Genomic DNA, 19,435 nt, shown 5'->3' on the forward strand with positions numbered 1-19,435 from the left:
GCATTGGCAGTGTTCCCTATCACCGCGACGATAGCCACTCAATCTGCTCCGTGGGGTTCGGTGGCTTCCAGCGCTTGAGCCAGCAACGCTTCCAGTTGCTCGGCGTCAGCAAGGTTGACCGGAGTTCGTTCTTCGCCATGTGCAAGGTACACAAAACGTCCCGAGATATTCGCCAGGGGAATATCATGTAGCCGTGACCAGGCCAAACGGTACAGCGCCAGCTGAAGTCCTTTATGTTCCAAGTCGTCTGGGGTCGACGGCACCATACCCGTTTTCCAGTCAACGAGCTCCCACTGCGCGGTGGGGTCGAATTCCTGATCCGGGTGGTCTCCCCCGTTCCGAAAAACAGCGTCAATACGGCCACGAATGGTCACCGACCCGACTGTCGTTTCCACCCCGGCTTCGATGAACGCTGGTGAGCGTTGCGCCCATCTGGTGTTCAGGAAGTTCTCTCGCAGGGTCGTCACACCGGTTTGTTCGTCCCAGACCTGGTCGGCATCCTCGACCGGGTCCTCGAAGTCGAGCATGCCCGTGATGCCAGAACGCTGACTGGCGAAATGTTCCTCAATCCATTGGTGGACGAGCGTACCTGTTCGGGCTGCTTTGATCGGTCGACGTGGCATCGGACGTTTCAGTGACTTCGCTACGGTGTGCGGGTCGTCTACCAAACTTATAAATGCTGAGGCCGAGAGGTGACTTGGCAAGTGAACCTCACTGCTCTGCGTCATATCTTCGTCGGGTTGGGCCCACTGCACGCGTTGAGCCAGCTCGTGGTCTTCAATATCCGTGACAGATGTTTCACGCGCATCGGTCACCCATTGTGCCGCTTGTGTCACCGCTTGGCGACGTGGGTAGTGGCGAACCAGAGGTTTTCCGGCCCGGTCATCGATCCAGTAAACGCCGTCATAGAAGTCCGTTGCATTGATTTGGTAAATCGATGCGCCATCGAGAGGATCGACAGGCCAGGTGGAGACCAGGATCTTCTCAGCCCGCGGGTTCTTATCTCCGACGACTTCGGGGTCTGTTGAATCAACCCAGTGTCCAGTTTCGACCCCGTCTAGTCCCTGAAAAATGGTCAAGAACTCGGACTGTTCAACGGCTTTCTTCTTTGTTCCCACCCAGTGGCTTCCTGAGAGCCACAACAAGTGCTTGGGGCGGGTGAAGGCAACATAAGCTAGTCGCTTTTCTTCGAATCCATTGCGGATCTTCACGTTCTCAGACAACCGATGATAGGTCACCCGATCCTGATCTTTCGTGGAGAACGTGGTGTTGCCTGCTCCTGCACTCCACTCTTTTAGGGTTTCGGCCTGGTCGAAAGGCCACTGATACTCGTCTGGAATATCGTGGCGAAGCCCCCAGGGTAATGCCCCGCTGGAGGTGGAAGTCCATCTCTCGGGTTTCTCCGACGGGAATTTTCCTGCGCTCAGTCCGGGAACGAACACGGCGTCCCACTCCAATCCTTTGGAAGAATGGACGGTGAGCAACTGGACGGCTCCGGGGCGTGGTTGAACGGCGGGTAGTGCCAGCCCTTTTTCTTCTGCCTCAGCGGTTTCTATCCATGCCAGAAAGCCCGACAAATCAGACGTCAGGGAGTCGTTCAACCCTTGTGAGAACTCGTCGACGACATCGTAAAGGGCTTCCAGGTGTTGCAGTGCCTCGGAGAGTTCGGTTCCTGGATGTGCCAGAACTTCTGCCTCAATCCCACTACGGCGGGCAATCATCCGGAAGAATTCCGGAAGATCCAGTGAACGCAACTCTTGGAGCGAGACTAATAGGTCCGCAACACGGTGCAGTCGTTGGAGCCCTTCCTCGGTGAATCCGTGATGGGCTGCCTCCTCAATCGGCGGTAACTTATAAAGTGCTTCGATCAGTGACACTTCTTCAGCATCTTCGGAGACGAGTGCCTCGGCGAGCTTCTCAGCATTCCAGATCTGTTCTGGGTCATCAGACCGGAGTTCCGACGGAGGTTGAGCGTCACGTCCATGACGCACGAGTCCTCGGGCATAACGGTTAAGTGCCCACAAGTCGGCTGTTCCGATTCTCCAGCGCGCATTACTCAAGATACGTACTAGAGCTTCGTTTTCCTGCGGAGCGGCAACCACACGAGCTAACGACAGCACCTCGACGACGGCGGGAACCTCGACAAGCCCCGTCATCCCCAGGATTTCATAGGGGACTCCTCGCGCTTCGAGTGCTTCAACCAGAGGCAGGAAGTCTGCCTTGCGACGACAAAGAATGGCAGCCGACTTCTCGGTGTGATGTGGCTGGTTCGAGCCGGGATCGGTAATCCCCAGGCAGTCTGCGACGGTGTCGGCCAGCGTGCGTGCTTCGTCTTCGGAGTCTTTGAACCAATTGATAACCACGCGTCCGGGTTCACCGGTCACTCCTGCCGAGAGTTCTTGGACCGGGACGGGCCTGCCGGTGGTCGGTTCTCCATCCAGTTGCCCGATAATGGCATTGGCACCGCGCAAAATGCGCTCTCTATTTCGCCATGCCACGCTCAGGGGCAAGATATCGGCTGGAGCCCGTGTGTCAACACGGTCGTCATCGGCACGCCTAACGGCTGGGAAATATTCGGGAAAAAGACCCAGCTGACCGGCGGAGGCACCTCGGAATCCATAGATCGACTGGTTGGGGTCCCCCACAGCTGTGACACAGTGACCTGCTCCCTGGGAGGATTGGGGGCCGAACAGCGAAGAGAACAGCATCATTTGGGCGTGCGAGGTGTCTTGGAATTCGTCGAGGAGGACGACCTTATACTTCTCGCGTTCGCTGGCGGCAGCTTCGGGAATCGTGGAGGCGATCAGTTGGGCATAATAAACCAGGTCCCCATAATCCATGAGGTTATGGTCCTTTTTCACCTGGGCGTAACGTGCAACGATATCGGCCATGGTCATTTTCACGCGGAGGCTGTTAAAGATCTCCGTGGCGTATTTGGGCCGTTTTGCCCCGGTGTCTAGACGCTGGCCGGACTCCAAAATTTCGATCACGTGCTCTTTGATCTCGTGTGGTTTCACAAGATGTTCGTTGGCTTCCGCGGCGAGTTTTTTGACCGCCGAGATCAACGAACTCTCGGTAAAGTCCAGTTCGGACACATCAGCTTCCCAGTTTGCCACGATCTCGGCGATGATCTGGAATGATCGGGCCTCTCCGATCATTTCTGAATCGGGTTCGACACCAATGCGTAGCCCGTAGTCTGCTACCAGCGCATTCGCATAGGAGTGGTAGGTGGAAACGCTGGCTTGTCCCGGGTCGTGGCGGTCGAGAGTCAAGCCTAGTGACTCGTGGCTCGCGAGGTTTTCAATGGCGGCGTTCACGCGTGCTGCTAATTCACCAGCGGCTTTGCGAGTAAAAGTGACGCCAAGAATTTCTTCGGGACGCACAAAACCGTTGGCAGTCAGCCAGATGACTCGGTCTGTCATGGTGCGCGTTTTGCCCGAGCCAGCACCAGCGACCACCAGGAGGGGGTCTGGACCGTATTCGATGACGGCGCGCTGTTGTTTCGTGGGATACATCCGCTGTTGGGGTGGCTTCGCGGACTGAAGGATATCGGCCAGTTCTTCAGCGCTAAACCGAACGTCTCCCCAGGTGTTTCGTTGCGGTTGAGCTGCTAAAGGTTCCACTCTGTGATCTGCCTTCCTTGCCGTGTGATGGGTGAGAGGATCTGGTAGGACGATTTCTGGAACTCCCCAGGGTCCCACCAGGTCAGATAGCTCGCTCCAGAGACGCGTCGCGCCGCGTCCCGGATCTGTTGGCTAGCCCAGTTTTCTTCCGGGTGCTTGGGATCCTCGGGAACAACCGGCTGTTGGTGTTGGACTTTTAGGTTCTGGTTGGTGGTGCCCAGCTGGACTAGCATGGCTCCACCTGGGGTGGTGGGCTGAGAAAACTCGGCCGACTCGAGCTTCGTTGCCTTCAAGACGCCGGAGATGATCAGGGCCTGATAGGTGGCCAATTGTGGCAGGCGGTCAACCTCTTCGCTTCGAGGCATCGACTTGCCGGTCTTGAGGTCTACCACGGTTGGACGTCCCTGTGGGTCTTTTTCCAGCCTGTCAATTTTTCCGTTAACTTTCACGTCGAGATCCTCAACCGTGAAGGTGGCGTTGACGCCCAATTCGGTAGCAACCAGACTCCGGCCGTCGTGACGCATGGCGATGACATACTCGCTGAAAAAGCTCAGCATATCTTTGATCCGCTGGCGTTCTCCCTCGGCCTGCCAGCTTTCGGGGTCAAGCTCCAGGGCGCGGAGTAAAACCGGGAACAATTCTTCCAGTCCGGCTTGCAGGTCTTCGGCTCGTCCCTGGTGGTATTTTTCAGCCAATGCGTGCACGAAGGTGCCGCGCTTCAAAGGCTCTGACGAGGAGGTTGAGGCTCCGATCTTATCGAAGTACCACTCGGCTGGGTTCTCCAGAGCGGTACCGAGGCTTGAAGGCGACAAGGAGATCATGGGCCGACCAGATTCGAGATCTTCGGCAACGGCTGCCGGGTGGGTACTGGACAACGGTGCCAGCCCCCACCAGAAGTTGGGGTTGGCGCTGGAGACGCCGTGGTCGCTTAGCACGGCCAACGCAGTTGCTGCATCACGTTGCCGGCTTTCATCGCGATGTTCTGGTTTCTGACGGGCTGAGTTCTCCAGTTCTCGACGCAGGGTGGCGACCAGCATCCTCCGCGTCAACGGTGTGGGCACCGAGGTTATCGGCCGTACTGGCTGGTCCTCAGTGACGTGCCAGGGCTGGATTCGATCAAGGAAAGCACTAGGTTGAGATTCTTCGGTAGCGACCGCTGAACCGATCACGATCTTGCGTGCCCGGGAGATGGCCGCGGCGAAGGTGCGCATTTCGTCGGTTCGAACTTCCGCGATCCGGTCTACCAGTCTGTCATGGGTCGTTCGACCACGCACGAGGTCGACGAGGTCCCCGGTTTTCAACAATTGTCCACGCACTCGGGTGTTGGGCCAGATGCCTTCTTGGACTCCCACAATGAGGACTGCGTCCCACTCACCGATGACCGCAGACGACGGGGTCAGCACCGAGACCGCCTCATCAAGGTGGTGAGTCTCCGATAGCGAGTCCATGGGGAGGTCTTGGTTTTCCAAGTATTCGACGAATCCGGCGGACGTTTCGCCGGGGAATTGATCTTCGTATCGTTCGGCGGCGTCAAAAACGGCGATCACGGCGTCAAGGTCGCGGTGGGCCTGAGCCGCCTGTTGCGCCTCACCTTCCAACGCGGTAGTTTCCCACGATGTCGCGACGCGAGCTGCCTGCCATCCGGCCCACAAAACCTGACTCGGTTCAGGTGAGTCTGACTCCACGGCACCACGCATAGCGTTGAGCATCGTGCCAATGCGCACCACGGAACGAGCATAATCCGGAAGGGCACGCTCAGGGTCCAGACTCAACATCTGGTATACCAGCTCCGGAGAGTCGACCAGTATATCCAGTAGCTCATGTGAGCCTCGGCTTCCGCCCTGGGCTTGCTCGGTTTGCAGTAAACGGCGTCGTAACTGGCGCACGTGTACCGCGGTGGCACCGCCGTAGCGACCGGTGAGTAACCAGCTCAACCGCTCCGGTGCAAGACCGGTCCCCCGCGGTGGTGCCGGACTGCTGGCAACGGCCACCAGGGTGAGCAGCGGTGAGACCGCTGCCTGCTGGTTGAGCATGACGTCGGCCATGCGTCGGTGCACTGGGATCCCCTCTAAGCTCAACGAACGGGCGATGGCATCGACCCGGCTCGCGGTGCGGGCAATGACGGCCATGTTCGAATAAGGAATCTTATGTTCTAAATGCAGTTGCAACAGTTGTTGGTGCACCAACAGTTTTTCTTGGCCAGCACTGGCCACCCAGCGTACTTCGGCACGCTCATCGTTGTGGTTTGTTGTGGTCTCGGCCTCTTCCGAGGTGGGAGTGGCAGGCACCGTTGAGGGCAACCCCATGGTGACGGGAATACGTTGAGCGGCCCGACGCCAGGCTTGGAAAACCGGTGCCGCCATGCGGTGCTGATGTGTCAGTTCGATGATCCGCTGGCGACGTTGCTCGCCGGAGAGATCGCCCCTGATCATCCGTTGCGGTAGCTCGGAGAGCAACTGCGGTGTCGCTCCGCGGAAGCCCTGCACCGTCGTGGTCGGGCTGGCCGTCATCACCACATCCAGGTCACTTGCCCAGATCTCTAGAAGGCGGTAGACCGCTGGGTTGGCGTCCTGGATGTCGTCGATGATCACCACCGGACGCCGTTGACGCTCTGCGTCGAGAAAAGAGCGGTGGGCTGGGTCAGCGAGATAATCGGCCGCCCGGGTAATCAGTCCCGCTGGGTCGAAGGCCGATGCTGAACGCAGATCAAGGTCATCGCGATAGTCCTGCAACAGCTCAGCAACAGCTACCCATTCGGGGTAATGATACTCTTCTCCCCACCGTTGGAGTTGGCCCGGTTCAATACCGTATTCGCTGCAACGATCGATCAGTTCGCGAACCTCACGCCGAAATCCAGCCAGCCCCACGGCCTGTTGCAATGACTCGGGCCATTGTGGCCCGGTGTTTTCTTCCCGGTAGGTCTCCAGAATCTCCGCGATCTTTCGGTCCTGTTCAGCACCAGCTAACAGCCGAGGTGGTTCCTCCACATGTTCCAGATAGCCTTCGGCACGCATCCGCCGAATCACATCAAAGGCAAATGATGCCACGCTGCGCACCGGTGTCTCTGCCCGTGTACCCAACCCTTCGGCCTGCAACCGCGCGGTCAAAGCGTTTCGAACCTGGCTGGCTGCTTGGCGCGAACCCGCCAGCATGACTACCTCGTCTGGCTGACAGTCGGTGATCATTCGCTGGACCGCGTATTCAATCGCGGTGGTTGTCCTCCCGGACCCGGGCGCGCCGATCACCAGGACGGGCCCGTGACCGGCTGGCAGCGTGACAACACGGCGTTGGTCAGCATCAAGTTCAACAGCGGAAGCGACGGGCTGGAGAGGCTGGAGGAGTTCAAACCCAGGCTGTGGCTCAGACATAGTGTCCATCTAACCGCACCACCAAGGACAAGTTAAGCCTTGGCAGAATTGTCGCGGTGTTGTTTCCACCACCGCAAGGCGGTGGGTTCCCCCGGAGGCGTCGACCACGTAGCGTAAGACAGGTGAACGAAGCTCTACAATCGATTGCCCCACGTCCCGATCAGCCGTGGCACTGCGGTGCGATGGTGGGGTTTGATCTGGAAACGACCGGTCGGGACCCGCGCCAAGCCCGGATTGTCACGGCCTCATTAGTCGTCGTGGATCCGCAGCGGGTCCAACGGGCCAATGCTGAGTGGTTACTCAATCCCGGTGTGGAGATTCCTGCTGAGGCAACCGCAGTGCATGGGATATCCACTGAATATGCCCACATGCACGGGACCGCTGCGCGGGAGGGAATTGACCAGATCGCCGGCACGCTGGCTGACTTCATGGCAGCAGGTTTCCCCGTGGTGGCCTATAACGGGGTTTATGATTTCACGGTATTAACCGCAGAAATTGCCCGCCACGGGCTAGAGACCTTGACGATCTCCGGGGTCGTTGATCCCTACGTCTTGGATAAACAGGTCGACACCTACCGCAAGGGTGGACGCACGTTGGGCAAAGTCGCTGAGATCTACCAGGTCCGGCTCGATAATGCGCACGCCTCAGCCGCCGATGCATTGGCTGGTGTGGAGATCGCCTACGCCATCGCCGAGAAGTACCCTAAGCTATCCGTACCTTTGTCCGAGCTCTTCGAATTGCAGAAACGGTGGAAATCCGCCCAGGCAGAAAGTTTTGAAGCCTACCTGCGCCGGAGTAAGGATCCTGAGGCGACAGTGTCGCGCCATTGGCCAGTCGAAGACCTCGACGGTTCTACTCGGTAGCGGCCGCGGCAGCCTTGGCTGCTGCCGGGAGCGCCTCGGCAATCCTGTCGATGGCCTGCTGGTCATGAGCCGCGGAGACAAACCAATCCTCAAACACGCTGGGCGCGATGTAGATACCTTGTTCGAGTAACGAGCGGAAGAACGGCGCGAATCGGAAGACCTCCTGGTTCTGCGCGTCGTGGTAGTTGCGCACCCCGTGGTCGCTGGTGCCAAAGGCCACGGAGAAAATCGTTCCCGCCACTTGCAGGGAATGGTCCACGCCTTCAGCATCCAAGGCCTCAGAGACCAGTTGCTGAATCTGCCGGGAGGCATGAGTCACCTGCTGGTAGACCTGCTCATCAGCATTGCTGAGAGTCGCGATACCGGCAGCCATAGCCACGGGGTTTCCCGACAGGGTTCCTGCTTGATAGACCGGCCCCAACGGGGACAACAGGCTCATGATCTCGGCGTTGCCGGCCACCGCTGCCACCGGCATACCCCCGCCGATCACTTTGCCAAAGGTCCACAAATCCGGAGTCCAGCCCTCGGGTTGACCGGTTAACCCCCAGCCTCCGGTAGGGGTAGCGCGGAATCCGGTGAGGACTTCATCCCAAATGAGTTTGGCCCCGTGGCGCTGGGTGATTTCACGTAAGAAGCCCATGAACCCTGGCTCAGGCGCCACAATGCCCATATTGGCCGGCACGGCTTCGGTGATCACCGCAGCAATCTGCTCGGGGTAGTCAGCGAAGACTTCTTCCAGGGCTTGCCGGTCATTGAAGGGCACCACCAGCGTTTGGGCGGCCACCGCAGCAGTCACACCGGCCGAGCCCGGAAGTGACTGGGTCGCCACACCCGATCCCGCCGAGGCCAGTAGCCCATCGGAGTGGCCATGGTATCCCCCGGCGAATTTCACGATCAGATCCCGTCCGGTGGCACCGCGCGCGATGCGTAGCGCGGTCATGGTCGCCTCGGTCCCGGTCGAGACAAACCGGATGCGATCGATCGGCAGAATGGATTTCACCAGTTCGGCTAAGTGTGTCTCGTCCGGGGTGGACGCACCGAAGGACAGGCCACGGTCGACCGCTGCATGCACGGCCTCCACCACCGCCGGATGCTGGTGCCCCAGGAGCATGGGCCCCCATGAGCCAACCAGATCAACGTACTCGTTACCTTCGACGTCGGTGAGGTAGGCACCCCGAGCACTGACGATGCTCGGCGGGGTCAGTCCGACGGATCCGAACGCGCGCACCGGAGAATTCACCCCGCCGGGCATGGCGGCTTCGGCAGCGCGGAAGGCCTGCTGGTTGCTGGTGAAAGACGTAGGCTGGTCGGTCATGGGATTCTCACAGTCCTGTTCTGAGCTGGACGGGGTCGGGCGGGTCTGGTTGGAACTCACTGGGCCTTAGATCAGGCCACGGTGGATCCAATCGGCGAGTTCTAGGGCGTAGTAGGTCAGCACCTGGTCAGCTCCAGCCCGACGGATGGACAGCACCGACTCGGCCACGGCGGCGTCGCGGTTGATCCACCCGTTAGCGGCAGCTGCTTCGATCATCGCGTACTCTCCGGAGATCTGGTAGGCCGCAACCGGTACGTCCGAGAAGTCGGCCACCTCGCGCAGGATATCCAGATAGCTCATCGCAGGTTTGACCATCACCATATCAGCGCCTTCTGCTAGGTCGAGCTCGGTCTCCAGCAGAGCTTCGCGCCGGTTCGCCGGGTCCATCTGGTAGGTTTTACGGTCGCCTGTCAGGCTGGAGTCTACCGCTTCGCGGAAGGGTCCGTAGAAAGCGGAGGCGTATTTGGCCGAGTAGGCCAGGATCCCGACGTGTTGGGCGGAGACCTCGTCGAGGGATTCACGGATGACCCGGACTTGGCCATCCATCATGCCAGACGGGCCGACCATGTGCACCCCGGCTTCGGCATGGGTTTGGGCCATTTTGCCGTAGAGCTCCAGGGTGGCGTCATTATCGACCCGTCCGGTCTCGTCGAGGACGCCGCAGTGGCCGTGCTCGGTGAATTCGTCCAGGCAGAGATCGGACATCACCACCAGATCGTCACCGACTGCCGAGACAACCGCGCGGATGCCACGGTTGAGGATGCCGTCGGGGTTGAGTGCTTCGGATCCGGTGGCGTCGAGTTTTTGCGGGATCCCGAAGATCATGATGCCACCCAGTCCGGCTGTGGCGGCCTGGGTGGCAACCTGTTTGAGAGAGTCTTCGGTGTGCTGGACGACGCCGGGCATCGAGACCAGCGGGTTCGGCTCGGTCAGGCCCTCTTTGATGAAGACGGGAAGAATGAGTTGGGAGGGATGAAGCCGAGTCTGTGCGACCATCCGACGCACGGCAGAATTTTGACGCAGGCGCCGGGGACGTTGGAGCGGAAAAGACATGGTCCTTCCTTCTCCCCTGCTATGGGGGGTCGGCAGTGTGGGTTCGGCGCTGGTGACAGGCTGATGACAGCTGGTCACCGCGTTCCTACGGTCCACTCTAGTCGTCATCTCGTCGTTATAGTTCAGCGGCCATGGCCCGGCCGGCGGTGCGTCCGGTGAATAAACACCCGCCGACAAAGGTGCCTTCTAGCGCCCGATAGCCGTGGGATCCACCTCCGCCGAATCCGGCGGCTTCGCCGGCAGCATAGAGCCCGGGGATCGGGGTTGCGGTGGCATCCAGGGCTTGGGAGTTTAAGTCGGTTTGGATCCCGCCCAGGGTTTTGCGGGTCAGGATGTTCAGTCTCACAGCAATCAGTGGCCCGTTGGCCGGGTCGGTAAGTTTGCCGGGGGGAGCGACTCGGATGAGCTTATCTCCCCACGAAGCCCGGTGGGAGCGGATAAAGGTGATTTGCGCGTCTTTGGAGAACGGGTTGTCCAGTTGCAGATCGCGGGCGCGGACTTCGGCCTGGACCTGTTCGGTATCCAGCGGCACCTCTGGTTCGAGTTCTTGCATCAGGGTCAGCAACTCATCCAACGTGTCGGCCACCACGAAGTCTTCGCCGTGGTTTTTGAACGCTTCCACCGGCCCTGGGGCACCGGGGCCCAGCCGTTTCAGTAACAGCTTCAGATCCTTGCCGGTCAGGTCGGGGTTTTGTTCACTGCCGGAGAGCGCGAATTCTTTTTCAATAATCTTCTGGTTCAGAATAAACCAGGAGTGGTCGTATCCGGTGGCCCGTAGCTCAGCCAGGGTGGCCAGCGTGTCAAAACCGGGCAGAGCCGGCGGGTTGAGCCGGTGTCCGGTCGCATCCAGCCACAGCGAGGAGGGGCCAGGCAGGATTCGGATACCGTGGCGCTCCCAGATCGGGTTCCAGTTTTTTATGCCTTCCACGTAGTGCCACATGCGGTCTTGGTTGACTAGTCGGGCTCCAGCATCACCGGCAATAGCCAGCATGCGCCCATCCACGTGGGCTGGGACCCCGCTGATCATTTGCTGCGGTGGGGTGCCCAACCGTTCGGGCCAGAAAGAACGCACCAGCTCGGGGTTGGCGCCGATCCCGCCGGTGGCGAGCAGGGTCGTTGCAGCCCGGAACTCAAAATCATCGATCACCTCACGATTGGTTGCCACGCCACGTTCGGCATCGTCAGTAGCTAAGACAGCGCCGCGGACACCGACAACCCGAGAGTTCTCGACGATCAGCTCGTCGACCCGGTGGCGATGGTAATACCGCACCAGGCCACGATCGACGTAGCGTTGCAGCTTGCGGGCGAAGGGCGCGACGAGCCCGGTTCCGGTGCCCCAGGGGATGTGGAATCGGGGGACAGAATTCCCATGGCCGGTGGCGGTACTGCCACCACGTTCAGCCCAGCCCACCACTGGAAAGAAGCTCACGCCGTGGCCGGTGATCCACTCGCGCAGTTCCTCGGCGGCGAAGTGCACGAAAGCCTCACCCCAGGCTTGGGCCCACTGATCTTCGGGATGGTGCCCTTCCAGCCGGTCCCAGCCGGCGCTGGCGCGCCAATCGAGCAGAGCGAGCTCGAGGGAGTCTTTGATCCGCATGCGACGCTGTTCGGCGCTGTCGACCATGAATAATCCACCAAAGCTCCAGTATGCCTGGCCTCCAATATTGCCTGCGTTCTCTTGGTCGATCACCGCCACGCGGTGTCCAGCCTCGGCCAGCTCGCAGGCGGCTACCAGACCGGCCAGACCGTGACCGACGACGAGGGCTTCGAATCCATCCGCAAAGTATGCCATAGGTCACATTTTAGGGCAGCTGGAAAGCACTGACACAGGACTTTAAAGGTTGCGTAAGATCTGCAGGATGCCCGCAGCGTTCGGGGCGGTCGCGGTGCCGGCCAAGGTGATGTCCAGTTCGGTGGCGGTACTGGCCGTTGGGCGCCCCAGGGCAATGAGTCGGTAGTGTGCTAGCGGCGCCGGAAGCTCACCTGCCCGCTCGGCCAGCTGGCGGACCGCTGAGGAGGCGGTGAGCACCACCGGGGTACGCGGGTTCAACGCGTGCAGGTCCACCAGACGCTGAGCGCTCTCGGGGTGTGGGGCGGCCAATAACCGTCGCCCTGCCGGTCCGGGATAGACCACCGTGTGATAGATCGGCACGTGATCGACCCGATAGCCGAGCCCACGCAGTCCCGTCACCAACGTCTCAGTGGCTGCAGCTGATTGGGGTAGTGCCACCGGCCGCGCCGGCTCGACCGGCAGTTTCCGGGACCCAGGCAGGTCGGTGAGAATGCCGTGCGCAGACGCTTCGGTGGTGGGGGTCCAGACCGTGCCCGGGTAACCATGCTCGCCCACCTTCCGGGCGGTGCCGGCCCCGGTAGCGACCACGACAGTGTCGCCGCCGGCCAGCCGGGCCCAATCAAGCCCCAGCAAGCTCAGCGCGCGGACGGTATTGGGGCTGGTCACCACCACGCCGGCGAACACGCCAGCGTGGAGCCCCGCTACGAGACGCTGGCCCGGCACGCGGTCCTCGGCCAGCACGAAATCGGTCAGGGGGCAGAACTGCACGCTGACACCGTGGTCACCCAGTCCGGCCTCTAATTGCGACGCTTGGGCCGGGTGCCGGGTGATCACCACCGTGTCGGTGACCACCTCGGTCATCACGACAGGCTACTCCCACCGTTTCCGCGCGGCGGTGCTTCGGGCAACAGCTCAGCCCCGGAATCCAGGAGTTCTTCGGCAACGGCCGTACCCAGTTGCCACGCATCGGCCCGGGAGTGGTCGTCATCGATCAGCTGGTCACCGTCGACACAGACCGGTACCGACCGATTGGCGCGGATCAGGTTAACCCCGTCCATCCCGGCGACCATGGCCTGTAATGCGAGCGTGCCGGAGTGGGCGTCCACGGTGGCCAGGGCCCCGATCGGGGCCGCACAGCCGGCTTCCAACCGGGCCAACACCGCGCGTTCGGCAGTGACTTGGAGCAGGGTGGCGGGGTCATTGAGTTGTGCCAAGGCGTCTTCGACCGCCGATCCGAGCAGGCGAGTGGTACTGACCTCGACCGCCAGCGCTGCTTGACCGGGGGCCGGTAGCATGACCGAGGGGTCGAGCCGTTCGGTAATGGCCCAGTCCATGTCCACTCGGTCGAGCCCGGCACAGGCTAGGATAACCGCGTCCAGATCGCCACGGTCCGATCCGGCAGCGGCCGGTGCGTTGTCGTGGTGGTGTTCGTAGCCGACCACCCGCGCCAAGCGGGTGGCGACATTGCCACGGATATCGACCGGTTGCAGATCGGGCCGGTAGTGGAGCAATTGCGCCACGCGCCGGGGTGAGCCGGTCCCAATACGGGCCCCTGCCGGGAGCTCATCCAGGCTCATGCCGTCTCGGGCGCACAGCGCATCGCGGGGATCAGCTCGGACGGGTACGGCCGCGATGCGCAAGGACTCGGGCTGGATCGCTGGCAGGTCCTTCAGCGAGTGCACGGCCAGATCCACCCGACCCTGCACCACAGCGGTCCGCACCGCTGCAGCGAACACTCCGGTGCCACCCAGTGAGGCCAGCGAGCCGGTGGTCACATCACCTTCGGTGCGGATGATCTGGGAGGTGATCTCCACCCCGGGTAGCCAGTCGCTGAGCTGATCGGCAACCTGCTGGGCCTGCGTGCGGGCCAGCGCGGAACCGCGAGTGCCCATCAACAACATCCGGCCGGGCACGGAGTCGGTAACGGTCATTTAGGCCAACACCTCGGCGACGTCATCGATCTCGATGTAGTGACCGGTGTAGAAGGGGACTTCTTCGCGCACATAGTGCCGGGTCTCGTTATTGCGCAGATGCCGCATCATGTCAACCAGCATATCCAGTCGGGGCGCTTCCAGGCCCAACAACCATTCCCAGTCGTTCAGGCCGAAGGCCGAAACGGTGTTGGCCCAGACATCAGGGAAGTCTTGGCCGAGCTGGCCGTGGGAGCGCAGCAAGTCACGCCGTTTGGCCGGATCCATGGTGTACCAGTCGTAGGAGCGCACAAACGGGTAGAAGCACAGCCATTTGCGGGGTTTGCGGCCCATCGCGAAGGCCGGCACGTGGTCCCTATTGAACTCCGCCATCCGGTCGGCCCCCATGGCGGTAAAGGCTACGTGGGTTCCGGCAAACAGATCGGCGCGACGCACTTGGCGGATGGCCTGTTGCAGGGCAACCGGGTCCTTACCCCACATCCACACCATCACATCGGCTTCGGCTCGCATACCGGAGACGTCATAGAGACCCCGTACGGTGATGCCCTGTTCGGACAGATCAGCAACTAAGGCGCGGAAGGCCTCGGCATCACGCTGTTTTTCCGAGGCCGACCGGGCCGAGCCCACGGAGTTCTCGTGACGGTTGCGGGCAAAGACCGTGTACGTGGTGAACCAACTCGTGTCCAATTCGGGGACCGAGCTGGCCTGTTGTTGCACCGTACCGGGGGCTGGGGTGCTGTTCTCCGTCTGTTCTGTCATGACGGTCTCACTTCCTCTCGTGTCGGATGATCACTACGTCAGGATTGATCTGTCGGGGTGCTCACAGGCGGTGGTGATTTGATCAGCTGGCGGGCCCGCTGACGCACATCAGAGATGATCGCCAGCAGTCCCGTGCCCGACACCCACGGGCCGGCGGCCATCATGGACTCGGGCTCCATCGCCTCCAGCAACGCATTCACCGCGCGGGTATGGGCTGGAGTCGGCGAAGGCAAGGCCTCGCGCCAGCGCACCACCGCTGAGGCACGCACCCGGGCGGCAAAGTTTTCCGTGTCAACACCGAGCAATCGGGGCACGTCGGCCAGGGCGGCGGTGATGAGCTGGTCATCGGTGCTGTGATACCCCAACGCGTGCCCGGCAACGGGATCGGAGATGTGGCCGTAACTGAGCCGGAGCACATGTCGGTGGGTAGCACCGGTGGGGTTAAGTCGTTCATGCAGCCAGGCCCACTTGGCCGAGACGTGGGTCATCGCCTTGGCGGCCACATCCGTGACGTCAGGAGCCACCAGCAACCCGGTCCCGCGCGGGGCAGCGTCCAGTTCGGGGTGGTCGACTAGCAGTGTCACCAGGCCCACACCGGTTCCGGTGGCCGGTTGCGCCTCGGTCGGAAGTTCGGGTGCCTGGCGCCTCGCGCGCAACGTGGTGATCAGCCGGTAGCTCGTCACGGCGTCACAGGCCAGCACGAGGCGGTCGCCGCTCAGCTCGACCTCGGATGCCTCAGCGGCGGTGATGAGTACTCGGTAACCAGAGCCGCCGGGGGTCTCAGCGTCCGCGAGCGAGGTCACCGGGGCTGAGGTCACCAGATCCACTCCCCTCTCAGCTAGCTCCGCGGTCAGGGCGTCGATGATCCGGTGCATACCACCACGTAAAGAGTTCACCGCGGCCCCGGGCCGACCGGACCGTTTCAGCGCCGTAATGGCCGCCGCCAGCGACCCCTGTTCCACCATCGCGTCCAAGAGACCGGGGATCAGCTGACGCACGTCCGCGCTCGCCGGGTCAGTGGAGAGCACGCCGGCGACCACCGGGGCCACAAGGTTATCGACCACAGCCGGGCCCATACGGTCTGCGACTACCTCGGCGAGGGTGATCGGTGTCTGGTCGGTTAACACCTGTCGGTAGTCATCCACGGGGGCCGAGAGGTCTTGTTGGGCCCGAGCGATCCCTTCAGGACCGAGAGCTGTGGCTACATCGGGGCTGTGCAGATCTCCGGGAATGCCGAGCACGCCCACTGTCGGGGAAGGAATCGCCCCCCGGTCGCGGGTGTACAGCCACGAGCCACTGGCCTGTGGTGCCACGATCTCCTCGCCTAGCCCCAGTTCTGTGATCAGCTCCGCCACGGCGGGACCACGGGTGGCAAAAGCTTCCGCGCCAGCGTCCACCCGCAACGACACGTTCGGGTCGTGTCTCACCTGCTCATCCGTCGGATTGATCGCCTCACCGAGCTCCAGACCGGCCAACGCACCACCAGGATGCATTGCGGCCTCCAGCACCGCGACGCGAGCCCCGGCCATGCTCAGCTCCCGGGCCGCGGTGAGTCCGGCGATGCCACCGCCGATAACCACGACGTCGTAGTGGTTCCCCTGCAACCCGGGTAGCTCACTCATGGGGTAACACCACGCCCTGGGAATCCTCAGCGGACCGCACTCCCACCGAGATGGAGTGGATGAACGAGACGAGCTCGGTCAATACCTCCGGGTCGGTGCTGGGTGGGACCCCGTGCCCCAGGTTGACCACGTGCCCGGGGGCGCACTCGCCGGCGGCCAGCACCGCGCGGGTGTGGGCTTCAAGGGCGGGCCATCCGGCATCGAGGAAGGCCGGATCGATATTGCCTTGCAGGGCGCGTAGTGGCTGGGCCTGCTCACCACGGCGGGCTTGCAGGCGTCGATAGGCCTCGTCCAGCCCGATGCGGTAGTCCACGCCGATCACCGACGCTCCTGCCTCACGCATCAGGTCCAAAATCTCAGCGGTGCCGGTCCCAAAGTGCACCACCGGCAGGTCGAGTTCGGCTCGCAGGCTGTCGAGCTCCGCCAAGGCTAGCGCTGAGTACGGCATCACCGAATGCTGATAGTCAGTCCGCGATAACGACCCAGCCCAGGAATCGAAGAGTTGGACCGCCGAAGCCCCCGCGCGCACCTGGGCGGCGAGGAACAGACCGGAGGCGTGGGCGGCCCAGCGCATCAGCGCCTCCCAAGTCTCCGGTTCCCGGTGCATCATGGCCCGTGGCCCCAGGTGCTCCCGGCTCGGTTTGCCCTCCACCATATAAGCGGCCACGGTGAACGGCGCTCCAGCGAAACCAATGAGGGGGCGAGGCCCGAGCTCAGCAACGGTACGCTGTACTGCTTCGGCAATTGGAGCAAAAATTTCGGGGCCGAGTTGATCCAGATCTGGTAGCGCTGCCACATCCTGTGCAGTCCGGACCGGTTTTTCGAGCACTGGCCCCACACCGGGCTGGATCTCTACGCCAATTCCGGCCAAACGGAGCGGGATCACAATATCGGAGAAAAAGATCGCAGCGTCCACGTCATGGCGTCGCACCGGTTGCAGAGTGATTTCACTGGCCAGTTCGGGGTTCACGCAGGCATCCAGCATGGTGGTGCCTTCCCTTAAGCGTCGGTATTCGGGAAGCGACCGGCCGGCCTGACGCATAAACCACACCGGACGGCGACTAGGCATCTGCCCTCGGTAGGCTCGAATCAGATCGGACTGTGCGGTCGATCGTCGCGCATCGTCGGTGAGCAACGGGTGATTTGCCCACACGCTGGAGCCACCACGGGATTCTTGAGTCATGACCCCATTCTCCCACGTTGAACCTCATGCCCCTGAATGTAAGACGTGGTGATCAGCCGTCAGAGGAAAAACCATCGCGATGGCACCCCGGACTGTTCAGGCAAAGATGACACACCGTGAGGCATCATACTTAGGGTGCGCTCACTTTAATCGGTGAGTGCACTGGCCTAGCATGGAAGTCATTGTGGCATTATTTTCGTTGGTTGCTGCGCACACCTGGCTTGACCTCGAGACGGTGGCGGAATTAAGCAACGGAGTTCCAGGGGTCGCCTCCACGGTAGAAAACTCTCCCCATTTACAGGGGGCAGTGTCTCTTTCGACCTGTAACCGTGTCGAAGTGTATGCAGAAATCGCTACCGGAGCCGACGCGGCACAAGCCCAGGTTGACATCCTCCAGAGCATCGCCGACCAGACCGGTCTGCGCCTAGACCAGGTTCGGGATGCGTTCCATATCCTTCCGCACGACGAGACGGTACGACACCTCTTCGAAGTCGGCGCCGGACTCAAGTCTGCTGTCGTTGGTGAACGCGAGATCGCCGGACAGGTGCGCCGGGCCCTCACCGAGGCCAAGCAAGCCAACACCACCACGGGTAATCTCACCAAACTTTTCGAAACTGCGTCCCGGACCGCCAAACAAGTCGGTACCGAAACCGCGTTGGGATCGACTGGACGGTCGGTCGTGTCTGTGGCGCTGGAGCTAGCAACCCAAATCCGAGCCGGGTCAACCGTCGTGGCGACCAAGCGGTTCTGGGAAGATGCCAATGTGTTGCTGGTGGGTACCGGTGCATACGCCGGAACTACCATCGCCCAGCTGGAGCAACTCGGCGCTCGCAACGTTGCAGTGTATTCCTCCTCGGGCCGAGCCGAGCAGTTTGTCGCCGATCGTGGTGACTGGGCCATGGCAGTAGATAGTGACATGGTGCATGAGGCTTTTGCCGAAGCAGACGTCGTGATTGGCGTTTCTGGGCAAGAGCGGACCATCTCCAAACCTGAGTTGCAACGACTGCGTTCCGGCCTCCCGCATCGCTTGACCATTATCGATCTAGCGCTCAGCCATGACTTCGATCCCGATATCGCCGATCTTGACGGGGTTGACGTGGTTACGCTCGAGTCGGTCAAGATGGCGGCGCCAGACGAGCAACAAGAATCCATTACTCGGGCCAAAGGCCTCGTGGACCAAGCCGTCGAAGATTTCCTCAGTGAGTCCAAACAGCGCTCTGCCTCCGATGCCATTGTGACCTTGCGCGAGCACACTCAATCCGTACTCGAGGACGAAATTGCTCGCGTGCGGCAACGCCACGGATGTACCGCAGCCGCCGAGGAAGTGGAATTCGCCATGCGTCGCATGGTGCGTCAGCTCTTGCACGAACCAACAGTGCGGGCACGTCACCTGGCCGAAGAAGGGCGCCTAGCGGACTACGAGCTCGCACTGGAAACCATTTTCGGTCTCGACGTGGCCGCCGAAACCGCTGAAAGACAGCGCAAGAAAGCTGAGCGTCAAGCAGCACGCAAGCGTGCACAGACACCCGAGCAGACACCGGTAGCCGATCCCACGTGCCCCCACTCCGATCATCGTGCCGAGAGCGCTTAAGCACTCACCACCGGCCACCTCTTTCGCTCACCTGCGACACTTCTCATCCAAGAGCTCGGTGCACAGTTTTCACTGGCTTTGTGCTCTCTTGGACGCGCATTCATCACTTATATTTTACCTTTCATCTATTTTCCCAGCATAGCGTCGAGTGTGTTAAGAGAGTTGCCTCTCACGGCAAAAGACTTCCGATAAACTCCCAAGTCACTGGCAATATTGCGATTCCATCAGTAAAGTATGAGAATCGTTAACTACGTTTTTTTCGAGGGATGACAATCACTCGTAATTTCAGTAGAAATACGACAGACATTCATCACCGTGGAAGGATGGCGAACTCT

12 protein-coding genes are annotated in these 19,435 nt (G+C 61.2%); 2 read left to right on the forward strand and 10 right to left on the reverse strand.

The window, feature by feature from the left end; genetic code table 11:
• Positions 1-38 precede the first annotated feature (38 nt).
• Together DYI20_RS01450 and DYI20_RS01455 are read right to left on the reverse strand one after the other, a co-directional pair.
• Entirely contained in the window at positions 39-3,623 is a 3,585-nt protein-coding gene (locus DYI20_RS01450) for an ATP-dependent helicase (RefSeq protein ID WP_110109974.1), read from the reverse strand.
• Complete coding sequence (locus tag DYI20_RS01455; protein WP_158524692.1) at positions 3,611-6,991, reverse strand: ATP-dependent DNA helicase; 3,381 nt, start codon at positions 6,989-6,991, stop codon at positions 3,611-3,613. The genes DYI20_RS01450 and DYI20_RS01455 overlap by 13 nt, the downstream gene beginning before the upstream one ends.
• Positions 6,992-7,173: 182 nt before the next feature.
• Between DYI20_RS01455 and DYI20_RS01460 the strand changes: the two genes are divergently transcribed.
• On the forward strand, positions 7,174-7,854 hold the full coding sequence (locus tag DYI20_RS01460) for an exonuclease domain-containing protein (protein WP_110100398.1): 681 nt from the start codon (positions 7,174-7,176) through the stop codon (positions 7,852-7,854).
• Here DYI20_RS01460 and hemL read toward each other — a convergent pair.
• From hemL to hemE, 8 genes are all read right to left on the reverse strand, one after another.
• The gene (hemL, locus tag DYI20_RS01465) at positions 7,844-9,169 is read right to left on the reverse strand and encodes a glutamate-1-semialdehyde 2,1-aminomutase (protein ID WP_110100230.1); all 1,326 of its coding nucleotides are present in this window, start codon (positions 9,167-9,169) and stop codon (positions 7,844-7,846) included. The two genes, DYI20_RS01460 and hemL, sit on opposite strands and share 11 nt — an antisense overlap.
• A 66-nt stretch (positions 9,170-9,235) precedes the next feature.
• The gene (gene hemB, locus DYI20_RS01470) at positions 9,236-10,222 is read right to left on the reverse strand and encodes a porphobilinogen synthase (RefSeq protein ID WP_110098570.1); all 987 of its coding nucleotides are present in this window, start codon (positions 10,220-10,222) and stop codon (positions 9,236-9,238) included.
• 115 nt (positions 10,223-10,337) lie between these two features.
• Positions 10,338-12,014, reverse strand: a complete 1,677-nt coding sequence (locus tag DYI20_RS01475) for an FAD-binding dehydrogenase (protein WP_110098569.1) — start codon at positions 12,012-12,014, stop codon at positions 10,338-10,340.
• Between the two features lie 42 nt (positions 12,015-12,056).
• Positions 12,057-12,875 carry a uroporphyrinogen-III synthase gene (locus DYI20_RS01480; protein WP_122548699.1) on the reverse strand — a complete coding sequence of 273 codons (819 nt, stop codon included), beginning with the start codon at positions 12,873-12,875 and terminating at the stop codon, positions 12,057-12,059.
• Positions 12,875-13,945 carry a hydroxymethylbilane synthase gene (hemC, locus tag DYI20_RS01485; protein ID WP_243857495.1) on the reverse strand — a complete coding sequence of 357 codons (1,071 nt, stop codon included), beginning with the start codon at positions 13,943-13,945 and terminating at the stop codon, positions 12,875-12,877. Before hemC ends, DYI20_RS01480 begins: the two co-directional genes overlap by 1 nt.
• A complete protein-coding gene (hemQ, locus tag DYI20_RS01490) occupies positions 13,946-14,704 on the reverse strand; it encodes a hydrogen peroxide-dependent heme synthase (RefSeq protein ID WP_110100227.1) in 759 nt (252 codons plus the stop codon).
• Between the two features lie 38 nt (positions 14,705-14,742).
• The gene (locus DYI20_RS01495) at positions 14,743-16,326 is read right to left on the reverse strand and encodes a protoporphyrinogen/coproporphyrinogen oxidase (RefSeq protein WP_122548700.1); all 1,584 of its coding nucleotides are present in this window, start codon (positions 16,324-16,326) and stop codon (positions 14,743-14,745) included.
• Positions 16,319-17,509: a uroporphyrinogen decarboxylase gene (gene hemE, locus DYI20_RS01500; protein WP_122548701.1), complete on the reverse strand. Its 1,191-nt coding sequence runs from the start codon at positions 17,507-17,509 to the stop codon at positions 16,319-16,321. The genes DYI20_RS01495 and hemE overlap by 8 nt, the downstream gene beginning before the upstream one ends.
• A 184-nt stretch (positions 17,510-17,693) precedes the next feature.
• Between hemE and DYI20_RS01505 the strand changes: the two genes are divergently transcribed.
• Positions 17,694-19,100: a glutamyl-tRNA reductase gene (locus tag DYI20_RS01505; protein ID WP_233242814.1), complete on the forward strand. Its 1,407-nt coding sequence runs from the start codon at positions 17,694-17,696 to the stop codon at positions 19,098-19,100.
• Positions 19,101-19,435: the final 335 nt, after the last annotated feature.

The sequence above is a fragment of the Auritidibacter ignavus genome (assembly GCF_003703835.1).
GTDB classification, from domain to species: domain Bacteria; phylum Actinomycetota; class Actinomycetes; order Actinomycetales; family Micrococcaceae; genus Auritidibacter; species Auritidibacter ignavus.

Excerpts from the sequence above, each read along its gene's own strand:
- DYI20_RS01455 (WP_158524692.1), bottom strand. The coding sequence starts at position 6,991 with ATGTCTGAGCCACAGCCTGGGTTTGAACTCCTCCAGCCTCTCCAGCCC.
- DYI20_RS01460 (WP_110100398.1), top strand. The coding sequence starts at position 7,174 with ATGGTGGGGTTTGATCTGGAAACGACCGGTCGGGACCCGCGCCAAGCC.
- hemL (WP_110100230.1), bottom strand. The coding sequence starts at position 9,169 with ATGACCGACCAGCCTACGTCTTTCACCAGCAACCAGCAGGCCTTCCGC.
- hemB (WP_110098570.1), bottom strand. The coding sequence starts at position 10,222 with ATGTCTTTTCCGCTCCAACGTCCCCGGCGCCTGCGTCAAAATTCTGCC.
- DYI20_RS01475 (WP_110098569.1), bottom strand. The coding sequence starts at position 12,014 with ATGGCATACTTTGCGGATGGATTCGAAGCCCTCGTCGTCGGTCACGGT.
- DYI20_RS01480 (WP_122548699.1), bottom strand. The coding sequence starts at position 12,875 with ATGACCGAGGTGGTCACCGACACGGTGGTGATCACCCGGCACCCGGCC.
- hemC (WP_243857495.1), bottom strand. The coding sequence starts at position 13,945 with ATGACCGTTACCGACTCCGTGCCCGGCCGGATGTTGTTGATGGGCACT.
- hemQ (WP_110100227.1), bottom strand. The coding sequence starts at position 14,704 with ATGACAGAACAGACGGAGAACAGCACCCCAGCCCCCGGTACGGTGCAA.
- DYI20_RS01495 (WP_122548700.1), bottom strand. The coding sequence starts at position 16,326 with ATGAGTGAGCTACCCGGGTTGCAGGGGAACCACTACGACGTCGTGGTT.
- hemE (WP_122548701.1), bottom strand. The coding sequence starts at position 17,509 with ATGACTCAAGAATCCCGTGGTGGCTCCAGCGTGTGGGCAAATCACCCG.